The 16661-nt window shown below is 72.8% G+C and carries 21 protein-coding genes; 20 read left to right on the top strand and 1 reads right to left on the bottom strand.

Annotation, left to right across the window (positions count from 1 at the left end; translation table 11 throughout):
- Window positions 1-4 precede the first annotated feature (4 nt).
- The 9 genes from BLW86_RS27820 (at window position 5) to BLW86_RS27855 (ending at window position 6354) form a co-directional block, all read left to right on the top strand.
- Window positions 5-1117, top strand: coding sequence for a histidinol-phosphate transaminase (locus tag BLW86_RS27820; RefSeq protein ID WP_093876574.1), 1113 nt, complete (start codon window positions 5-7; stop codon window positions 1115-1117).
- On the top strand, window positions 1114-1707 hold the full coding sequence (gene hisB, locus BLW86_RS27825) for an imidazoleglycerol-phosphate dehydratase HisB (protein WP_030492957.1): 594 nt from the start codon (window positions 1114-1116) through the stop codon (window positions 1705-1707). The genes BLW86_RS27820 and hisB overlap by 4 nt, the downstream gene beginning before the upstream one ends.
- Window positions 1708-1709: 2 nt before the next feature.
- Window positions 1710-1874 carry a hypothetical protein gene (locus BLW86_RS42175; protein WP_177181772.1) on the top strand — a complete coding sequence of 55 codons (165 nt, stop codon included), beginning with the start codon at window positions 1710-1712 and terminating at the stop codon, window positions 1872-1874.
- Window positions 1871-2518 carry an imidazole glycerol phosphate synthase subunit HisH gene (gene hisH / locus BLW86_RS27830; RefSeq protein WP_093876575.1) on the top strand — a complete coding sequence of 216 codons (648 nt, stop codon included), beginning with the start codon at window positions 1871-1873 and terminating at the stop codon, window positions 2516-2518. Before BLW86_RS42175 ends, hisH begins: the two co-directional genes overlap by 4 nt.
- Entirely contained in the window at window positions 2515-3240 is a 726-nt protein-coding gene (priA, locus tag BLW86_RS27835) for a bifunctional 1-(5-phosphoribosyl)-5-((5-phosphoribosylamino)methylideneamino)imidazole-4-carboxamide isomerase/phosphoribosylanthranilate isomerase PriA (protein ID WP_093876576.1), read from the top strand. Before hisH ends, priA begins: the two co-directional genes overlap by 4 nt.
- Window positions 3237-3647 (top strand): RidA family protein, encoded by a 411-nt coding sequence (locus BLW86_RS27840; protein WP_093876577.1) that lies wholly within the window; start codon window positions 3237-3239, stop codon window positions 3645-3647. The genes priA and BLW86_RS27840 overlap by 4 nt, the downstream gene beginning before the upstream one ends.
- Window positions 3644-4399 carry an imidazole glycerol phosphate synthase subunit HisF gene (hisF, locus tag BLW86_RS27845; protein ID WP_030693492.1) on the top strand — a complete coding sequence of 252 codons (756 nt, stop codon included), beginning with the start codon at window positions 3644-3646 and terminating at the stop codon, window positions 4397-4399. Before BLW86_RS27840 ends, hisF begins: the two co-directional genes overlap by 4 nt.
- A gap of 135 nt (window positions 4400-4534) precedes the next feature.
- Window positions 4535-5122, top strand: a complete 588-nt coding sequence (locus BLW86_RS27850) for an ArsR/SmtB family transcription factor (protein ID WP_093876578.1) — start codon at window positions 4535-4537, stop codon at window positions 5120-5122.
- Window positions 5119-6354 carry an MFS transporter gene (locus tag BLW86_RS27855; RefSeq protein ID WP_093876579.1) on the top strand — a complete coding sequence of 412 codons (1236 nt, stop codon included), beginning with the start codon at window positions 5119-5121 and terminating at the stop codon, window positions 6352-6354. The genes BLW86_RS27850 and BLW86_RS27855 overlap by 4 nt, the downstream gene beginning before the upstream one ends.
- A gap of 200 nt (window positions 6355-6554) precedes the next feature.
- Here BLW86_RS27855 and BLW86_RS27860 read toward each other — a convergent pair whose 3' ends face one another.
- On the bottom strand, window positions 6555-7190 hold the full coding sequence (locus tag BLW86_RS27860; protein ID WP_093876580.1) for a TIGR03085 family metal-binding protein: 636 nt from the start codon (window positions 7188-7190) through the stop codon (window positions 6555-6557).
- 84 nt (window positions 7191-7274) lie between these two features.
- Between BLW86_RS27860 and hisI the strand changes: the two genes are divergently transcribed.
- From hisI to lgt, 11 genes are all read left to right on the top strand, one after another.
- Window positions 7275-7643 carry a phosphoribosyl-AMP cyclohydrolase gene (hisI, locus tag BLW86_RS27865; RefSeq protein ID WP_093876581.1) on the top strand — a complete coding sequence of 123 codons (369 nt, stop codon included), beginning with the start codon at window positions 7275-7277 and terminating at the stop codon, window positions 7641-7643.
- A gap of 11 nt (window positions 7644-7654) precedes the next feature.
- Entirely contained in the window at window positions 7655-9145 is a 1491-nt protein-coding gene (locus tag BLW86_RS27870; protein WP_093876582.1) for an anthranilate synthase component I, read from the top strand.
- 14 nt (window positions 9146-9159) lie between these two features.
- Window positions 9160-9810 carry a TIGR02234 family membrane protein gene (locus tag BLW86_RS27875; RefSeq protein ID WP_093876583.1) on the top strand — a complete coding sequence of 217 codons (651 nt, stop codon included), beginning with the start codon at window positions 9160-9162 and terminating at the stop codon, window positions 9808-9810.
- 137 nt (window positions 9811-9947) lie between these two features.
- Entirely contained in the window at window positions 9948-10202 is a 255-nt protein-coding gene (locus BLW86_RS27880; RefSeq protein WP_093876584.1) for an HGxxPAAW family protein, read from the top strand.
- A gap of 77 nt (window positions 10203-10279) precedes the next feature.
- A complete protein-coding gene (locus tag BLW86_RS44095; protein ID WP_371129613.1) occupies window positions 10280-10888 on the top strand; it encodes a DUF2752 domain-containing protein in 609 nt (202 codons plus the stop codon).
- A gap of 144 nt (window positions 10889-11032) precedes the next feature.
- On the top strand, window positions 11033-11842 hold the full coding sequence (gene trpC / locus BLW86_RS27890; protein ID WP_093876585.1) for an indole-3-glycerol phosphate synthase TrpC: 810 nt from the start codon (window positions 11033-11035) through the stop codon (window positions 11840-11842).
- A gap of 7 nt (window positions 11843-11849) precedes the next feature.
- Window positions 11850-12137 (top strand): tryptophan biosynthesis modulator TrpM, encoded by a 288-nt coding sequence (gene trpM / locus BLW86_RS44100; protein WP_093876586.1) that lies wholly within the window; start codon window positions 11850-11852, stop codon window positions 12135-12137.
- A gap of 412 nt (window positions 12138-12549) precedes the next feature.
- Entirely contained in the window at window positions 12550-13833 is a 1284-nt protein-coding gene (trpB, locus tag BLW86_RS27900; protein WP_093876587.1) for a tryptophan synthase subunit beta, read from the top strand.
- The gene (gene trpA, locus BLW86_RS27905) at window positions 13830-14648 is read left to right on the top strand and encodes a tryptophan synthase subunit alpha (protein WP_093876588.1); all 819 of its coding nucleotides are present in this window, start codon (window positions 13830-13832) and stop codon (window positions 14646-14648) included. Before trpB ends, trpA begins: the two co-directional genes overlap by 4 nt.
- Before the next feature lie 64 nt (window positions 14649-14712).
- Window positions 14713-15537 (top strand): DsbA family protein, encoded by an 825-nt coding sequence (locus BLW86_RS27910; protein ID WP_093876589.1) that lies wholly within the window; start codon window positions 14713-14715, stop codon window positions 15535-15537.
- Window positions 15538-15614: 77 nt separating this feature from the next.
- Window positions 15615-16634, top strand: coding sequence for a prolipoprotein diacylglyceryl transferase (gene lgt, locus BLW86_RS27915; RefSeq protein ID WP_093876590.1), 1020 nt, complete (start codon window positions 15615-15617; stop codon window positions 16632-16634).
- The last annotated feature ends 27 nt before the right edge of the window (window positions 16635-16661 follow it).

The following is a 16661-nucleotide window of genomic DNA, read 5'->3' on the forward strand; positions in this document are numbered from 1 at the left end:
GCAAGTGAGCCAGATCAAGATCGACGACCTGCCCGTTCGGGACGAGCTGCGTGGCAAGTCCCCCTACGGCGCCCCCCAGCTCGACGTCCCCGTCCAGCTGAACACCAACGAGAACCCCTACCCGCTGCCCGAGCCCCTGGTGGCCCGGATCGCGGAGCGGGTCGCCGAGGCCGCCCGCGGCCTCAACCGCTACCCCGACCGGGACGCGATCGAGCTCCGCACCGAGCTCGCCGCCTACCTCACCCGGACCGGCGGCCACCGCGTCGGCGTCGAGAACGTGTGGGCGGCCAACGGCTCCAACGAGGTCCTCCAGCAGCTGCTGCAGACCTTCGGCGGCCCCGGCCGCACCGCGATCGGCTTCGAGCCCTCGTACTCGATGCACGCCCTGATCGCCCGCGGCACCGGCACCGGCTGGATCTCCGGACCGCGCAACGAGGACTTCACCATCGACGTCGAGGCGGCCGTCCAGGCCATCGCCGAGAACGCGCCGGACGTCGTCTTCGTCACCTCGCCCAACAACCCCACCGGCACCGCGGTCGAGGCCGACACGGTCCTCGCCCTGTACGAGGCGGCCCAGGCGGCCAAGCCCTCGATGGTGGTCGTGGACGAGGCGTACGTGGAGTTCAGCCACCGCGCCTCGCTGCTGCCGCTCCTGGAGGGCCGCCCGCACCTGGTGGTCTCCCGGACCATGTCCAAGGCCTTCGGCGCCGCCGGGCTCCGCCTCGGCTACCTCGCCGCCGACCCGGCCGTGGTCGACGCCGTGCAGCTGGTCCGCCTGCCGTACCACCTCTCGGCCGTCACCCAGGCCACCGCGCTCGCCGCCCTGGAGCACACCGACACCCTCCTCGGGTACGTCGAGCAGCTCAAGGCCGAGCGCGACCGGCTCGTCGCCGAACTGCGGGCGATCGGCTACGAGGTCACCGACTCCGACGCCAACTTCGTGCAGTTCGGGAAGTTCCCCGACGCGCACGAGGCCTGGCAGAAGATCCTCGACCGGGGCGTCCTGGTCCGGGACAACGGCGTACCGGGCTGGCTGCGGGTCACCGCGGGCACCCCCGAAGAGAACGACGCGTTCCTCGACGCGGTCCGTGAATTGATGAAGGAGCAGGAACGATGAGCCGCGTAGGCCGCGTTGAGCGCACCACCAAGGAGACCTCCGTCGTCGTCGAGATCGACCTCGACGGCACCGGAAAGGTCGACGTGTCGACCGGGGTCGGCTTCTACGACCACATGCTCGACCAGCTCGGCCGGCACGGCCTCTTCGACCTGACGGTCAAGACCGACGGCGACCTGCACATCGACTCGCACCACACCATCGAGGACACCGCCCTCGCCCTCGGCGCCGCCTTCAAGCAGGCCCTCGGCGACAAGGTCGGCATCTACCGCTTCGGCAACTGCACCGTCCCGCTGGACGAGTCGCTCGCCCAGGTCACCGTCGACCTCTCCGGCCGCCCGTACCTCGTGCACACCGAGCCCGAGAACATGGCGCCGATGATCGGCTCGTACGACACGACGATGACTCGGCACATCCTGGAGTCCTTCGTCGCCCAGGCCCAGATCGCGCTGCACGTCCACGTGCCGTACGGCCGCAACGCCCACCACATCGTGGAGTGCCAGTTCAAGGCCCTGGCCCGCGCGCTGCGCTACGCCTCCGAGCGCGACCCGCGCGCCGCCGGCATCCTTCCCTCCACGAAGGGCGCGCTCTAGTCGTGAACGGCCTCTCCACCATCCTCATCCTCGTCGGGCTCTTCCTGCTCGGCGGCATCTACTCCTTCGTCAAGCAGAAGATGCCCAAGGGGCTGATCGTGCTCCTCTCCATCGGTGCCGCGATGTGCCTCTCCGCCGGCGTGCTGCGTCTGGAGATGTGGTCATGAGCACGACTTCCCCGAAGAAGGTCGTGGTCTTCGACTACGGCTTCGGCAACGTGCGCTCCGCCGAGCGGGCGCTCGCCCGGGTCGGCGCCGACGTCGAGATCACCCGCGACTACGACAGGGCCATGAACGCCGACGGACTCCTCGTCCCCGGCGTCGGCGCCTTCTCCGCCTGCATGCAGGGGCTCAAGGAGGCCCGCGGCGACTGGATCATCGGCCGCCGGCTCTCCGGCGGCCGCCCGGTCATGGGCATCTGCGTCGGCATGCAGATCCTCTTCGCCCAGGGCATCGAGCACGGCGTGGAGACCGAGGGCCTCGACGAGTGGCCCGGCACGGTCGGGCCGCTGAACGCCCCCGTCGTCCCCCACATGGGCTGGAACACGGTCGACGCGCCCGCCGACACGCAGCTGTTCGCGGGGCTCGACGCCGACGCCCGGTACTACTTCGTGCACTCCTACGCGGTGCGCGAGTGGACCCTGGAGGTCGGCAACCCCAACATCCGCGCACCCAAGGTCACCTGGGCCACGCACGGCGAGCCCTTCGTCGCGGCCGTGGAGAACGGCGCCCTGTGGGCGACCCAGTTCCACCCCGAGAAGTCCGGCGACGCCGGAGCCCAGCTCCTCACCAACTGGATCGGAACCCTGTGAGCACTCTCGAACTCCTCCCCGCCGTCGACGTCCGCGACGGCCAGGCCGTCCGGCTCGTCCACGGCGAGTCCGGCAGCGAGACCTCCTACGGCTCTCCGCTGGAGGCCGCCCTGGCCTGGCAGCGCGCCGGCGCCGAGTGGCTCCACCTGGTCGACCTGGACGCCGCCTTCGGCACCGGCGACAACCGCGACCTGGTCCGCGAGGTCACCGAGGCCATGGACATCAAGGTCGAGCTCTCCGGCGGCATCCGCGACGACGCCACGCTCGCCGCCGCCCTCGCCACCGGCTGCACCCGCGTCAACCTCGGCACCGCCGCCCTGGAGACCCCCGAGTGGGTCGCCAAGGTCATCGCCGAGTTCGGCGACAAGATCGCCGTCGGCCTCGACGTGCGCGGCACGACCCTGCGCGGCCGCGGCTGGACCCGCGACGGCGGCGACCTGTACGAGACGCTGGCCCGCCTCGACTCCGAGGGCTGCTCCCGGTACGTCGTCACCGACATCGCCAAGGACGGCACCCTCCAGGGCCCCAACCTGGAGCTCCTGAAGAACGTCTGCGCGGCCACCGACAAGCCCGTCGTCGCCTCCGGCGGCGTGTCCTCCCTGGACGACCTGCGGGCCCTGTCCGGCCTCGTCCCGCTGGGCGTCGAGGGCGCGATCGTCGGCAAGGCGCTGTACGCCAAGGCCTTCACCCTCGAAGAGGCGCTCGCGGCGGTGGCGTCGTGACCTCGGAGCTCCAGGGCGAGGTCCGCAAGGTCGTCACCGGCGCCCCCTGGGAGGAGCAGTTCGGCTACTCCCGCGCGGTCGAGCTGCCGAACGGCACGGTCCTGGTCTCCGGCTGCACGTCGGTGGTCGGCGGCCAGATCGCCGGCGGAGGCCCGTACGAGCAGGCGATCAACTCCTTCAACGTGGCCTTCGACGCGCTGAAGAAGCTGGGTCTGGGCGCCGAGCACGTCGTCCGCACCCGGATGTACATCACGCACGCCCGGGACGTGGACGAGGTCGGCCGCGCCCACAAGGAGCTGTTCGACGCCATCCGTCCCGCCGCTTCCATGATCATCGTCTCCGGCTTCGTCGACCCGAGCCTGGTCGTCGAGGTCGAGGTCGAGGCCTACAGGGGAGATGCCGCATGAGTCTCGCCGTACGAGTGATCCCCTGCCTGGACGTGGACAACGGCCGGGTCGTCAAGGGCGTCAACTTCCAGAACCTGCGGGACGCGGGCGACCCCGTCGAGATGGCCAAGCTGTACGACGCCGAGGGCGCCGACGAGCTGACCTTCCTCGACATCACCGCCTCCTCCGGCAACCGGGAGACCACCTACGACGTGGTGCGCCGCACCGCCGAGCAGGTCTTCATCCCGCTCACGGTCGGCGGCGGCGTCCGCTCGGCCGAGGACGTCGACAAGCTGCTGCGGGCCGGCGCCGACAAGGTGGGCGTCAACACCGCCGCCATCGAGCGCCCCGAGCTGATCCAGGAGATCGCGGAGCGCTTCGGCCGGCAGGTGCTCGTCCTGTCCGTGGACGCGCGCCGCACCGCCTCGGGCTCCTTCGAGGTGACGACGCACGGCGGCCGCAAGGGCACCGGCATCGACGCCGTCGAGTGGGCGCACCGGGCCGCCGAGCTGGGCGCGGGGGAGATCCTGCTCAACTCGATGGACGCCGACGGCACGAAGGACGGCTACGACACCGAGATGATCGCGGCCGTGCGCAAGCACGTGACGGTCCCGGTGATCGCCTCCGGCGGCGCCGGCAAGCTGGCCGACTTCCCGCCGGCCGTGGCGGCGGGCGCGGACGCGGTGCTCGCGGCCTCCGTCTTCCACTTCGGCGACCTGCGGATCTCGCAGGTCAAGGACGCGCTGCGGGAGGCGGGCCACCCGGTCCGCTGAACGACGCTGTGGGAGGGGCCCCTCCGGGGGCCCTTCTTCTTTGTCCGGGTACGCAGGATTTCTTTGCCCATATACGCAGGATCAGTTGCGCAATTTTCGTTGCGCAAGTTTTCTTTCGTATCTAGGGTCAGTGTCATGACCTCGCCGGAGAACCGCCGGATCGCCGATCTCGGCACCCTCAAAGCCATCTCGCACCCCCTGCGGATGCGCCTCTACCGCGCCCTCTTCGTGGCCCGCACCGCCACCGCCTCCCAGCTCGCCGAGCAGGTCGACGAAGCCGTCTCACTCGTCAGCTACCACCTGCGCAAGCTCGCCGAGCACGGCCTCATCGAGGAGGCCGAGACCCAGTCGGCGGACGGCCGCGAGCGCTGGTGGCAGCCGAGCTCGTACGGCTTCAGCATCCACGACGAGGACCTCCGCGACGCCCCCGAGCTCGCCGCCGCGAGCGCCGCCTTCGGCCGTACGATCGCCGAGCAGCGCGATCAGATGTACGCCCGCTTCCTCGACGAGCGGCACACCTGGTCCGACGCGTGGCGCACCGCCTCCCTCAGCGCCGAATGGCTGCCGCGCCTCACCTCGGACGAGCTCGCCGCCCTCGGAGCCGAGCTGGACGCCGTCCTCCGGAAGTACGACCAGCAGGCCCGCGCCGCCGAGGCCGCAGGCGACACCGAGGGCCGCGAGAACGTCGCCGTCCACCTCCACGGCTTCCCCTATCGCGCATGACCGCCACCGTCCTCGGCGCCAAGGAGCGCCCCGCCCACCGCGACCCCCAGGTCCTGCGCTGGCTCGGCGCCTACACCGCCTCCACGCTCGGCGACAGCGTCTACTACCTCGCCCTCTCCTGGACCGCCGTCAGCAGCGGTTCACCCGCCCAGGCCGGGCTCGTCATGGCCGTCTCCGCCGTGCCCCGTGCCCTGCTCATGCTCGGCGGGGGAGTCATCGCAGACCGGCTCGGCCCGCGCCGGGTCGTCATCGCCTCCGACACCGCCCGCTGCCTGGTCGTCCTCGGCCTGGCCGCGACCCTCTTCCTCGCCTCGCCCGGCCTGGGGGCGCTCGCCGCCGTCGCCCTCGTCTTCGGCGTCGTCGACGCCCTCTTCCTGCCCGCCGTCGGCGCCCTCCCGCCCCGCATCGCCGAACGCGACCAGCTCGCCCGCGTCCAGGGCATGCGCGGCCTCTCCCACCGCCTCGGCTCCGTCCTCGGCGGCCCGCTGGGCGGCCTCGCCGTCGCCCTCGGCGGCCCGGCCACGGCCTTCGGCGTCGCGGGAACCCTTTTCGCGCTCTCGATACCCCTGCTGTCCGCGCTCCGCCTCCGGCCGCTGCCCGCCACGGACGACACCCGCGACGGCACCGCCCTGCGCGACCTCGCCGACGGACTGCGCTACCTGCGCGGACACCGCGTCCTCGGCCCGCTGATCATCGTCGTGCTCCTCAGCGACCTCGGCTTCGCCGGCCCCTTCAACGTCGGTCTCGCCGTCCTCGCCGACCAGCGTGGCTGGGGTGCCTCCGGCATCGGCTGGATCCTCGCCGGCTTCGGTACGGGCGCGGGCGCCGCCTCCCTGCTCCTGACCGTCCGGGGGCGCGTCCCGCGCGCGGGAGCCGTCAGCGGCTGGACCATGACGCTGGGCGCCACCGCCATCGGGGTCCTCGCGTACACGACCCACCTGCCCGTCGCGGTCGCCGTCGGCCTGGCCGTCGGACTGCTCGCCGGACTCTCCGGCGCGCTGTGCAACGCCCTCCTCCAGACCGAATGCGACCCCGCCTACCTCGGCCGCGTCACCGCCGTCGCGAGCCTCTGCTCACTCGGCCTCGCACCGCTCAGCTTCCCGCTCACGGGCGCGGCGATCGAGCTGTGGGGGATCGGACCGGTGTACGTCGTGAGCGCGGCGGTCTGCGCCCTCGCGGGCCTCTTCACCCTCGCCGTCCCCGCGCTCCGCCGCGCCGAACTGCCCCGCTAGGGCGTGTCCGGCGGATCACGGTCGAGGCCGCGACGCCCGGCACGGCGCCTCGCCGCGTTGCCGAAACGCCCCCACGGCTCCGCTGTCGAGGCGCTCCGGCGCCTTGCGACGCGCCCCCTCGGCCCTGGCGGGCCTGGGGAGGCCTCATGCACCGGACGCCGCGGCCCTCTCCGACCTCGATCCGCCGGACAGGCCCTGGCTCAGATCCCCAGCTGCTTCGTCTCCCGCAGCCGCTCGATCGCCTCCGGTTCGCCCTCCAGCGCCACCTTCGCCGCGTCCTGGCGGCCGTACAGGTACATGATCAGCTCGCCCGGCTCCCCGGAGGCCGTCACCACCGGGGTGCCGCGGTGGGCCACCGCCGTCTGCCCGTTCGGACGGCGCAGCACCAGGCCCACCGGGGCCTTGCGGCCCAGGATCCGGGCCATCCGCTCCAGACGGGACCAGAGGGCGTCCGCGAAGACCGGGTCCAGCTCGCGGGCCGACCAGTCGGGCTGGGCCCGGCGGACGTCCTCCGCGTGCACGTAGAACTCGACGACGTTCGCCCCCTCGTCCACCTGCTTGATGGTGAACGGCGAGAACCGCGGCGGGCCCGTGCGGATGAGCTGGACCAGCTCCTCGTACGGCTTGTCGGCGAACTCCGCCTGCACCCGGTCGAGCCGCTCCTTCAGCACCGGCACGAGGGAACCCGCCGCCGCGTCCGGACGCCGCTCCCGCACCACCACATGGGCCGCGAGGTCCCGGGTCCGCCAGCCCTCGCAGAGCGTCGGGGCGTCCGGGCCCGCCGCCTCCAACAGATCGGCGAGCAGAAGCCGTTCACGTTTCGCATGGGTCGACATGTCCGCCAGCGTACGACCGGTGCGCGCGGTCCGCCCAGTGGACGCCCGGCCGGACACCACCCCCGAGGGCGGCACAATGGCCCCATGAGCAGCACGCCCCGGACCCCCAGCGACCTCGACCCGGCCATCGCGGCCCGCCTCAAGCGCAGCCCCGACGGCCTGGTCCCCGCCATCGCCCAGCAGTACGACACGGGCGAGGTGCTGATGCTGGGCTGGATGGACGACGAGGCCCTCCACCGCACCCTCACCACCGGCCGCTGCACCTACTGGTCCCGCAGCCGGGGCGAGTACTGGGTCAAGGGCGACACCTCCGGGCACGTCCAGCACGTCAAGTCCGTCGCCCTCGACTGCGACGCCGACACCCTCCTCGTCAAGGTCGACCAGGTCGGCGCCGCCTGCCACACCGGCACCCGCACCTGCTTCGACTCCGACGTGCTCCCCGTATCCCAGTAAGGTCCGGTGCCATGGATCTCGAGACCTTCCGCAAGCTGGCGGCCGATCGCCGCGTCATCCCCGTCAGCCGCAGGCTCCTCGCGGACGGCGACACCCCGGTCGGGCTCTACCGCAAGCTCGCCGCCGAGCGCCCCGGCACCTTCCTCCTCGAATCCGCGGAGAACGGCCGCAGCTGGTCCCGCTACTCCTTCATCGGAGTCCGCAGCGACGCCACCCTGACGGTCGAGGACGGGCAGGCCCACTGGCTGGGCACCCCGCCCGTCGGCGTCCCCACCGACGGCGACCCGCTCGCCGCCCTGCGCGCCACCGTGGAGACCCTCCACACCCCGCGCGACCTCTCCTCCGGCATGCCGCCCTTCACCGGCGGCATGGTCGGCTACCTCGGCTACGACATCGTCCGCCGCCTGGAGAAGATCGGCGAGCACGGCCGCGACGACCTGAAGCTCCCCGAGCTGACCATGCTCCTCACCAGCGACCTCGCGGTCCTCGACCACTGGGACGGCTCGGTCCTGCTGATCGCCAACGCGATCAACCACAACGACCTGGAGACCGGCGTCGACGAGGCGTACGCGCACGCCGTCGCCCGCCTCGACGCCATGCAGGCCGACCTGGCCCGCCCCGTCGCCACCGTCCCCGCCGCCCTGCCGGAATCCGCCCTCCCCGAGTTCTCGGCCCTCTGGGGCGGACCCGCCTACCAGGACGCCGTCGAGGACATCAAGGAGCGCATCCGGGCAGGCGAGGCCTTCCAGGTCGTGCCCTCGCAGCGCTTCGAGACCCCCTGCGCCGCCTCCGCGCTCGACGTGTACCGGGTCCTGCGGGCCACCAACCCGTCCCCGTACATGTACCTCTTCCGCTTCGAGAACGGCTTCGACGTCGTCGGCTCCTCGCCCGAGGCCCTCGTCAAGGTCGAGGACGGGCGGGCCATGCTCCACCCCATCGCCGGCACCCGGCACCGCGGCGCCACCCCGCAGGAGGACCACGACCTCGCCGAGGAACTGCTCGCCGACCCCAAGGAACGCGCCGAGCACCTCATGCTCGTCGACCTCGGCCGCAACGACCTCGGCCGGGTCTGCACGCCCGGCTCCGTGGAAGTCGTCGACTTCATGTCGATCGAGCGCTACTCGCACGTCATGCACATCGTCTCCACCGTCACCGGCGAGGTCGCCGAGGGCCGGACCGCCTTCGACGTCCTCACCGCCTGCTTCCCCGCCGGCACCCTCTCCGGCGCCCCCAAGCCCCGCGCCATGCAGATCATCGAGGAGCTCGAACCCTCCCGGCGCGGCCTCTACGGCGGATGTGTCGGTTATCTCGATTTCGCCGGAGACGCCGACACCGCCATCGCCATCCGCACCGCCCTGCTCCGGGACGGAACGGCGTACGTGCAGGCCGGAGCGGGTGTCGTCGCCGACTCCGACCCGGTCGCCGAGGACAACGAGTGCCGCAACAAGGCCGCGGCCGTGCTCCGCGCCGTCCACACCGCCAACCGGATGAACGACAAGTGAGCACGTAAGGGATAGTGGGGTACGTGAGTGCCGTACCCGTACCCCAGCCCCGGGCCGCCCGCGCGGCCGTCCCCACCGGCGGCCGCCGCAGCCTGGCCGCGGCCCTCCTCCTCGGCGCCCTCGGCGCCACCGTCGTCCTGCTCTCCGCCGGCCAGATCTGGGCGGAGGGCACCGCGTCCGTCGGCGGCGGCAGCGTCCCCGTCGAGGCCGACGGCAGCACCGTCACCGGCGTGCCGACCGCCCTCGCGATCGTCGGCCTCGCCGCGCTCTTCGCCGTCTTCGCCGTCCGCCGCACCGGGCGCACGCTCGTCGCCGCGCTCCTCGCGCTCAGCGGCGCGGGCGCCGCGCTCGCCGCGGTCCTCGGCGCCTCCGACAGCGCCGCGCTCGACGCCGAGGCCGCCCGCATCAGCGGCGACACCGCCGCCGCCGTCGCCGGCCTCACCCACACCGTCTGGCCGTACGTGACGGCCGCGGGCGCCCTCCTCATCCTGCTCGCCGGCCTCTTCGCCCTCCGCTTCGGCAAGAACTGGCCGGCGATGGGCGGCCGCTACGAGCGCTCCGGCGCCCCGCGCACCGGCCGCAAGGGCCCCACGACCGACCCCGACCGGCCCGAGGACCTGTGGAAGGCCCTGGACCGCGGCGAGGACCCGACGCAGGGAGCGTGAGCGGGGGGTCCGACCGCGACGCGTGATCGTCCCGGCACCCCCGATTCATCCTCGCGCGCCCGCGTGCGGGACAATGAGCGCCGAGTGTCCGCGCACGCGAGACCTCACCATCGAGCAACTGCAACGAGGAGCAACTCATGGCGGGCAGCGCCCACGGACACACCCCGGCCGCCTGGACCGGTGTCATCATCTCCTTCATCGGCTTCTGCATCGCCGGCGTCTTCATGGTGGCCGCCAACCTGCCCGGTTTCTGGGCCGGCGTGGGCGTCATCGTCCTCGGCGGCATCGTCGGCGGCGCGATGAAGGCGGCGGGCCTCGGCATGCCGAAGGAGTCGGCCGATGTCGCCGCCGCCCGCGAGGCCGCGACCGCGACCGCCCGGTCCCGCGCCTGACGCGACACGACGCACCCGAGGGCGCAGTCCGGCCGTGCCGGGCTGCGCCCTCGCGCGTCAGGGGCGAGAATCACCGCGTGGACGCGCAGCCGACGACCGAAGCCGAGACTCCCCCCACCCACCCGGGCGAACCCACCCGTCCGAATCCCACGACACCTCCGGAGCCGGAAACGACGCCACGGGGGGCCGCGGAGACGGCGCCGGGGGCGCCGAGCGCGCCGCCCGTACCACCGGGAGCCGCCGTCTGGCACGGGGGCTACGCGCCCGCCCCGCCGCCGCCCCCCTCGCGGTCGCTCCTGCGGCGGCTGTCGCCGCCCGTCGCCACCCTCGCCGGGGTCGTCGCCGCGTTCGTCTACGTCGGGGCCGTCGACCCCAACGAACCCGGCCACTACCCCGTCTGCCCGCTCCTCCGCTTCACCGGCATCTACTGCCCCGGCTGCGGCGGGCTCCGCAGTGCCCACGCCTTCGCCCACGGCGACCTCCCGGCCGCCCTCGGCGCCAACGCCCTCGCCGTCGTCGGCTACGGGATCTTCGCCGTCGTCATGGCGGTATGGCTGGTTCGCGCCGTCCGCGCAGTACCCATGCGCCTCGCGGTCTCCCCGGTCTGGTGGTGGGGGATCGGGGCCGTCCTCGCCCTCTTCACCCTGGTCAGGAACCTTCCCTTCGGCTCCGCGCTGGCCCCCTGAGAGCCCGCGGAGATCCCACGGGGAGTCCCAGCAGATGGGACGCGACTCCGGCCGATGCGAATCCCGGGCCGTCCTGCGGATAGGATCGAAGTGGCTGAACCTGGTTCATCATCATCGTCACCGTCCCGGAAGGGGGCCCCTCGCGTGAGTGTGCTCGACGAGATCATCGAAGGCGTGCGCGCCGACCTCGCAGAGCGACAGGCGCGGGTCACCCTCGACGAGCTCAAGGAGCGCGCCGCAAAGGCGCCGCAGGCCAAGGACGGCGTCGCCGCACTGCGCGGGGACGGCGTCAAGGTGATCTGCGAGGTCAAGCGCTCCAGCCCGTCCAAGGGGGCGCTCGCCGCGATCGCCGACCCGGCCGGTCTCGCCGCGGACTACGAGGCGGGCGGAGCCGCGGTCATCTCCGTCCTCACCGAGCAGCGCCGCTTCGGCGGCTCGCTCGCCGACCTGGAGGCCGTCCGCGCCCGGGTCGACATCCCCGTGCTGCGCAAGGACTTCATCGTCACCGCGTACCAGCTCTGGGAGGCACGGGCGTACGGAGCGGATCTCGCGCTCCTCATCGTCGCCGCCCTGGAGCAGGAGGCGCTGGTCTCCCTCATCGAGCGTGCCGAGTCCATCGGGCTGACCCCGCTGGTCGAGGTCCACGACGAGGACGAGGTCCAGCGCGCCGTCGACGCGGGCGCCCGCATCATCGGCGTCAACGCGCGCGACCTCAAGACCCTCAAGGTCGACCGCTCCACCTTCGAGCGCGTCGCCCCCGAGATCCCCGCGCGCATCGTCAAGATTGCCGAGTCCGGCGTCCGGGGCCCGCACGACCTCATCGCCTACGCCAACGCGGGCGCCGACGCGGTCCTCGTCGGCGAGTCCCTCGTCACCGGCCGCGACCCGAAGGCCGCCGTCGCCGACCTCGTCGCCGCCGGCGCCCACCCGGCGCTCCGCCACGGCCGGAGCTGACCGGACCATGACCGTCGCCCGCGCCACACCGACCGCCCAGGGCCCCGCCCCGGGCGGCCCGGTCGTGCCCGCGGGCGCCCCGGGGCGCCGCAGTCGGCTCCGTACCGCTGCCGCCCCCGTCTCCAAGCACGCCCCGCTGGCCCGCGGCTGTCGGCCGCGCGGCTGCCGGGCGCCCGCCCGCCGTGTCCACGGCCGCCGGGTCCGCTACGTGATCGGTTCCGAGCCGGGTCAGGTCAACGGCATGCGATGGCGCCCGCGCCTCGCGCGCTTCCTCACGTACACCACCTCCGCCTGAGCGTCCTAGACGGGCGTCCGTACCGCACCCCGCCGTCCCCCCCCCCCCCCCGTGTGGGCCCGCGCCCGCCGGGGCGGCTCCCACCCGCCCGTGTGGGCAATCGTCCCGCAGGGCGGGACGGGTGGGCACACGGGACGGCGCCCTCAGCGGCGCCTCCGCGTTCCGGGCCTGGACCCGCACCACGCGTGCGCCGTACCTGCCGGTGCGGGTTCAGGCGCGGGAGCCTCTGGCGCCGGCAAGGGCGCCGTTCCGTTGTGCCCACCCGTTCCGCCCCAGCGGAACGACTGCCCACAACGGCGGGGCGCGCGCCCACAACGGAGGGCGCGGGGTGCCGTACGCGAGTGGCTCGCGCGCATACCGTGACCACCAACCCCACGTATCCCGGGGCACCCGCCCCGCGAGGAGCATCCGCATGTCCAGCGAGTTCTTCATCCCGGACCTGGAAGGCCAGGTCCCCAGCCCGGAGGGCTACTTCGGTGCCTACGGCGGCAAGTTCATCCCGGAGGCCCTCGTCGCCGCCGTCGACGAGGTGGCCGTCGAGTACGAGAAGGCCAAGGCCGACCCCGAGTTCGCCCGCGAGCTCAACGGTCTGATGGTCGACTACACCGGCCGCCCGAGCGCCCTCACGGAGGTGCCCCGGTTCGCCGGGCACGCCGGCGGCGCCCGGATCTTCCTCAAGCGCGAGGACCTCAACCACACCGGCTCGCACAAGATCAACAACGTGCTCGGGCAGGCCCTCCTGACCAAGCGCATGGGCAAGACGCGGGTCATCGCCGAGACCGGCGCCGGCCAGCACGGCGTGGCCACGGCCACCGCCTGCGCCCTCTTCGGCCTCGACTGCACGATCTACATGGGCGAGATCGACACCCAGCGCCAGGCCCTCAACGTGGCCCGGATGCGGATGCTCGGCGCCGAGGTCGTCGCCGTGAAGTCCGGCAGCCGCACCCTCAAGGACGCCATCAACGAGGCCTTCCGCGACTGGGTCGCCAACGTGGACCGGACGCACTACCTGTTCGGCACCGTCGCCGGCCCGCACCCCTTCCCCGCCATGGTCCGCGACTTCCACCGGGTCATCGGCGTGGAGGCCCGCCGCCAGATCCTGGAGCGCGCCGGGCGTCTGCCCGACGCGGCCATCGCCTGCGTCGGCGGCGGCTCCAACGCCATCGGGCTCTTCCACGCCTTCGTCCCCGACGCGGACGTGCGCCTGATCGGCTGCGAGCCGGCCGGCCACGGCGTCGAGACCGGCGAGCACGCGGCCACCCTCACCGCCGGCGAGCCCGGCATCCTGCACGGCTCCAGGAGTTACGTCCTCCAGGACGACGAGGGCCAGATCACCGAGCCGTACTCGATCTCGGCGGGCCTGGACTACCCCGGCATCGGCCCCGAGCACGCGTACCTGAAGGACAGCGGGCGCGGCGAGTACCGGGCCGTCACCGACGACGCCGCCATGCAGGCGCTGCGGCTGCTCTCCCGTACCGAGGGCATCATCCCGGCCATCGAGTCGGCGCACGCCCTCGCCGGGGCCCTGGAGGTCGGCAAGGAGCTCGGCAAGGACGCCCTGCTCCTCGTGAACCTCTCCGGGCGCGGCGACAAGGACATGGATACCGCCGCTCGCTATTTCGGGCTGTACGACACCGACGCCGAGGTGGCCGCGAACCAGGCGGACACCGCCGAGATCCAGGGGGACGCGAAGTGACCGGCAACATCCAGCTGCTCAGCGACACCCTCGCCGCGGCGAAGTCCGAGAACCGGGCCGCGCTCATCGCGTACCTGCCGGCCGGCTTCCCGACCGTCGACGGCGGGATCGCCGCGATCAAGGCCGTCTTCGACGGCGGCGCCGACGTGGTCGAGGTCGGGCTCCCGCACAGCGACCCGGTCCTCGACGGGCCGGTCATCCAGACCGCCGACGACATCGCGCTGCGCGGCGGCGTGAGGATCGCCGACGTCATGCGGACGGTTCGCGAGGCCCACGAGGCCACCGGCAAGCCGGTCCTCGTCATGACGTACTGGAACCCGATCGACCGGTACGGCATCGAGCGCTTCACCGAGGAGCTCGCCGAGGCCGGCGGCGCGGGCTGCATCCTGCCCGACCTGCCGGTCCAGGAGTCCGCCGTCTGGCGCGAGCACGCCGACAAGCACGGTCTCGCGACCGTCTTCGTCGTCGCGCCCAGCAGCAAGGACGAGCGCCTCGCCACCATCACCGCCGCCGGCTCCGGCTTCGTCTACGCCGCCTCGCTCATGGGTGTCACCGGCACCCGCGAGTCGGTCGGCGAGCAGGCCGCCGACCTGGTCCGCCGCACCCGCGCCACCTCTGAACTGCCCGTGTGCGTCGGCCTCGGCGTCTCCAACGCCACGCAGGCGAAGGAGGTCGCCGGCTTCGCCGACGGCGTCATCGTCGGCTCCGCCTTCGTGCAGCGCATCCTCGACGCCGACGGCGACGAGGCGGCCGGGCTCACCGCCGTAAGGGAACTGGCGGCCGAACTCGCCGAGGGCGTCCGCCGCGCCTCGTAGCCCGATCGGGTGGATCTGGGACCGGGGAGGCGCGGATGTGCCTCCCCGGTTCGTTGCCTGGGGCGTGAGCGAGAAGAACCGTGGTGACGGTAACCGGAGCGCGCGGGAGCGCCTCCAGCAGCAGCGCGAGCGCGACAGGGCCCGCGAGAAGCAGCGACGCGTCCTGATCGTGTCGGCGGCCGTGGTCGGCGTCCTCGGCCTGGCCGCCGTCGTCGGCGTGATCGCCGCGGGCGGCGACAAGAACAGCGGATCGGACAAGGCGGGCCCGGTGGTCGCGCCGACCGCGGCGACGGACGAGGACGGCAAGCCCGCCATCCCCACGGGCAGGGCGGACGCCCCGTCGACGCTCGCTGTCTGGGAGGACTTCCGCTGCCCGGCCTGCGCCCAGTTCGAGAACGTCATGCGGGACGCCGTCCACGAGCTCGAGGCCTCCGGCGCGCTCAAGGTCGACTACCACCTCGCCACCCTCATCGACGGGAACATGGGCGGCAGCGGCTCGCTGCGCGCGGCGAACGCGGCGGCGTGCGCCCAGGACGCGGGGAAGTTCACCGCCTACCACGACACGCTCTACATCAACCAGCCGCCGGAGACGGACGACGCCTACGGGAAGAACGCCAAGCTGATCGAGCTGGCGGCGAAGGTGCCGGGGCTCGACACGCCGACCTTCCGCAGCTGTGTGAACGACGGCACGCACGACAGCTGGGTGAAGAAGTCGCACGAGGCCTTCCAGAACGGCGGCTTCCGCGGCACCCCGTCCGTCCTCCTCAACGGAGAATCGATCTTCCCGACCAAGGGGAACGAGCAGATCTCCCCGGCGAACCTGAAGAAGTGGGTCGCCGAGGCCAACAAGGGCAAGAAGCCGGGCACCGCCTCCCCGTCGGCGGGCTAGCCCGCCGGATTGGTTACCCAGAAGTTGCCGGGTGGGCTGCCGTCCTGCCCTCCCGGCAGGGTAGCGTCGGTCCTGTCATGGACCTTGCCTACATTCCCAGCCCGTCGACCGGCGTGATCCACCTCGGACCGATCCCGCTGCGCGGCTATGCCTTCTGCATCATCATCGGTGTCTTCGTCGCCGTCTGGCTCGGCAACAAGCGCTGGATCGCCCGGGGCGGCACCGCCGGCACCGTGGCCGACATCGCCGTCTGGGCGGTGCCCTTCGGCCTCGTCGGCGGACGCCTCTACCACGTGATCACCGACTACCAGCTGTACTTCAGCGAGGGTGAGAACTGGGTCGACGCCTTCAAGATCTGGGAGGGCGGCCTCGGCATCTGGGGCGCCATCGCGCTCGGCGCGGTGGGCGCCTGGATCGGCTGCCGCCGGCGCGGGATCTCCCTGCCCGTGTACGCGGACGTCATCGCCCCCGGCATCGCCTTCGCCCAGGCCATCGGCCGCTGGGGCAACTGGTTCAACCAGGAGCTCTACGGCAAGCCGACCGACGTGCCGTGGGCGCTGAAGATCACCGAGGGGACGAACCGCGAGGCCGGGCTCTACCACCCGACCTTCCTGTACGAGTCGCTGTGGAACGTCGCCGTCGGCTTCCTCGTCATCTGGGCCGACCGCCGCTTCAAGCTCGGCCACGGGCGGGCCTTCGCCCTGTACGTCGCCGCGTACTGCTCGGGCCGCGTGTGGACGGAGGCGCTGCGCGTCGACGAGGCGCACCACATCCTGGGCCTGCGGCTCAACGTGTGGACCGCGATCGTCGTCGGCCTGCTGGCCGTCGTCTACCTGGTGGTCTCGGCCCGCCTCCGGCCGGGCCGCGAGGAGATCGTGGAACCGAGGGCCGCGGAGAAGGCCGCCGAGAAGACGGACGCCGTCGAGGGCGCCGGGACCGCCGAGGTCACCGACGCCGCCGGGACCGCCGACCGGGCCCGCGACCCCGAGGACCGGGCCGCCGGGTCCGGGGACGAGGCCGCCGGGCCCGGGGATAAGGCCAGGGAGACCGAGGACGACGGCGCCGATCACGGCGCCGGGTCGGCCGCCAAGAGCTGACCGGCCGTACGTCGAGGGCCGCCGGGA

This window comes from Streptomyces sp. TLI_105 (genome assembly GCF_900105415.1).
GTDB lineage: Bacteria > Actinomycetota > Actinomycetes > Streptomycetales > Streptomycetaceae > Streptomyces.

Coding starts and splice junctions, on each gene's coding strand:
- hisB (WP_030492957.1), top strand. CDS start 1,114: ATGAGCCGCGTAGGCCGCGTTGAGCGCACCACCAAGGAGACCTCCGTC.
- hisH (WP_093876575.1), top strand. CDS start 1,871: ATGAGCACGACTTCCCCGAAGAAGGTCGTGGTCTTCGACTACGGCTTC.
- hisF (WP_030693492.1), top strand. CDS start 3,644: ATGAGTCTCGCCGTACGAGTGATCCCCTGCCTGGACGTGGACAACGGC.
- BLW86_RS27850 (WP_093876578.1), top strand. CDS start 4,535: ATGACCTCGCCGGAGAACCGCCGGATCGCCGATCTCGGCACCCTCAAA.
- BLW86_RS27855 (WP_093876579.1), top strand. CDS start 5,119: ATGACCGCCACCGTCCTCGGCGCCAAGGAGCGCCCCGCCCACCGCGAC.
- BLW86_RS27860 (WP_093876580.1), bottom strand. CDS start 7,190: ATGTCGACCCATGCGAAACGTGAACGGCTTCTGCTCGCCGATCTGTTG.
- hisI (WP_093876581.1), top strand. CDS start 7,275: ATGAGCAGCACGCCCCGGACCCCCAGCGACCTCGACCCGGCCATCGCG.
- BLW86_RS27870 (WP_093876582.1), top strand. CDS start 7,655: ATGGATCTCGAGACCTTCCGCAAGCTGGCGGCCGATCGCCGCGTCATC.
- BLW86_RS27880 (WP_093876584.1), top strand. CDS start 9,948: ATGGCGGGCAGCGCCCACGGACACACCCCGGCCGCCTGGACCGGTGTC.
- trpM (WP_093876586.1), top strand. CDS start 11,850: ATGACCGTCGCCCGCGCCACACCGACCGCCCAGGGCCCCGCCCCGGGC.
- trpB (WP_093876587.1), top strand. CDS start 12,550: ATGTCCAGCGAGTTCTTCATCCCGGACCTGGAAGGCCAGGTCCCCAGC.
- lgt (WP_093876590.1), top strand. CDS start 15,615: ATGGACCTTGCCTACATTCCCAGCCCGTCGACCGGCGTGATCCACCTC.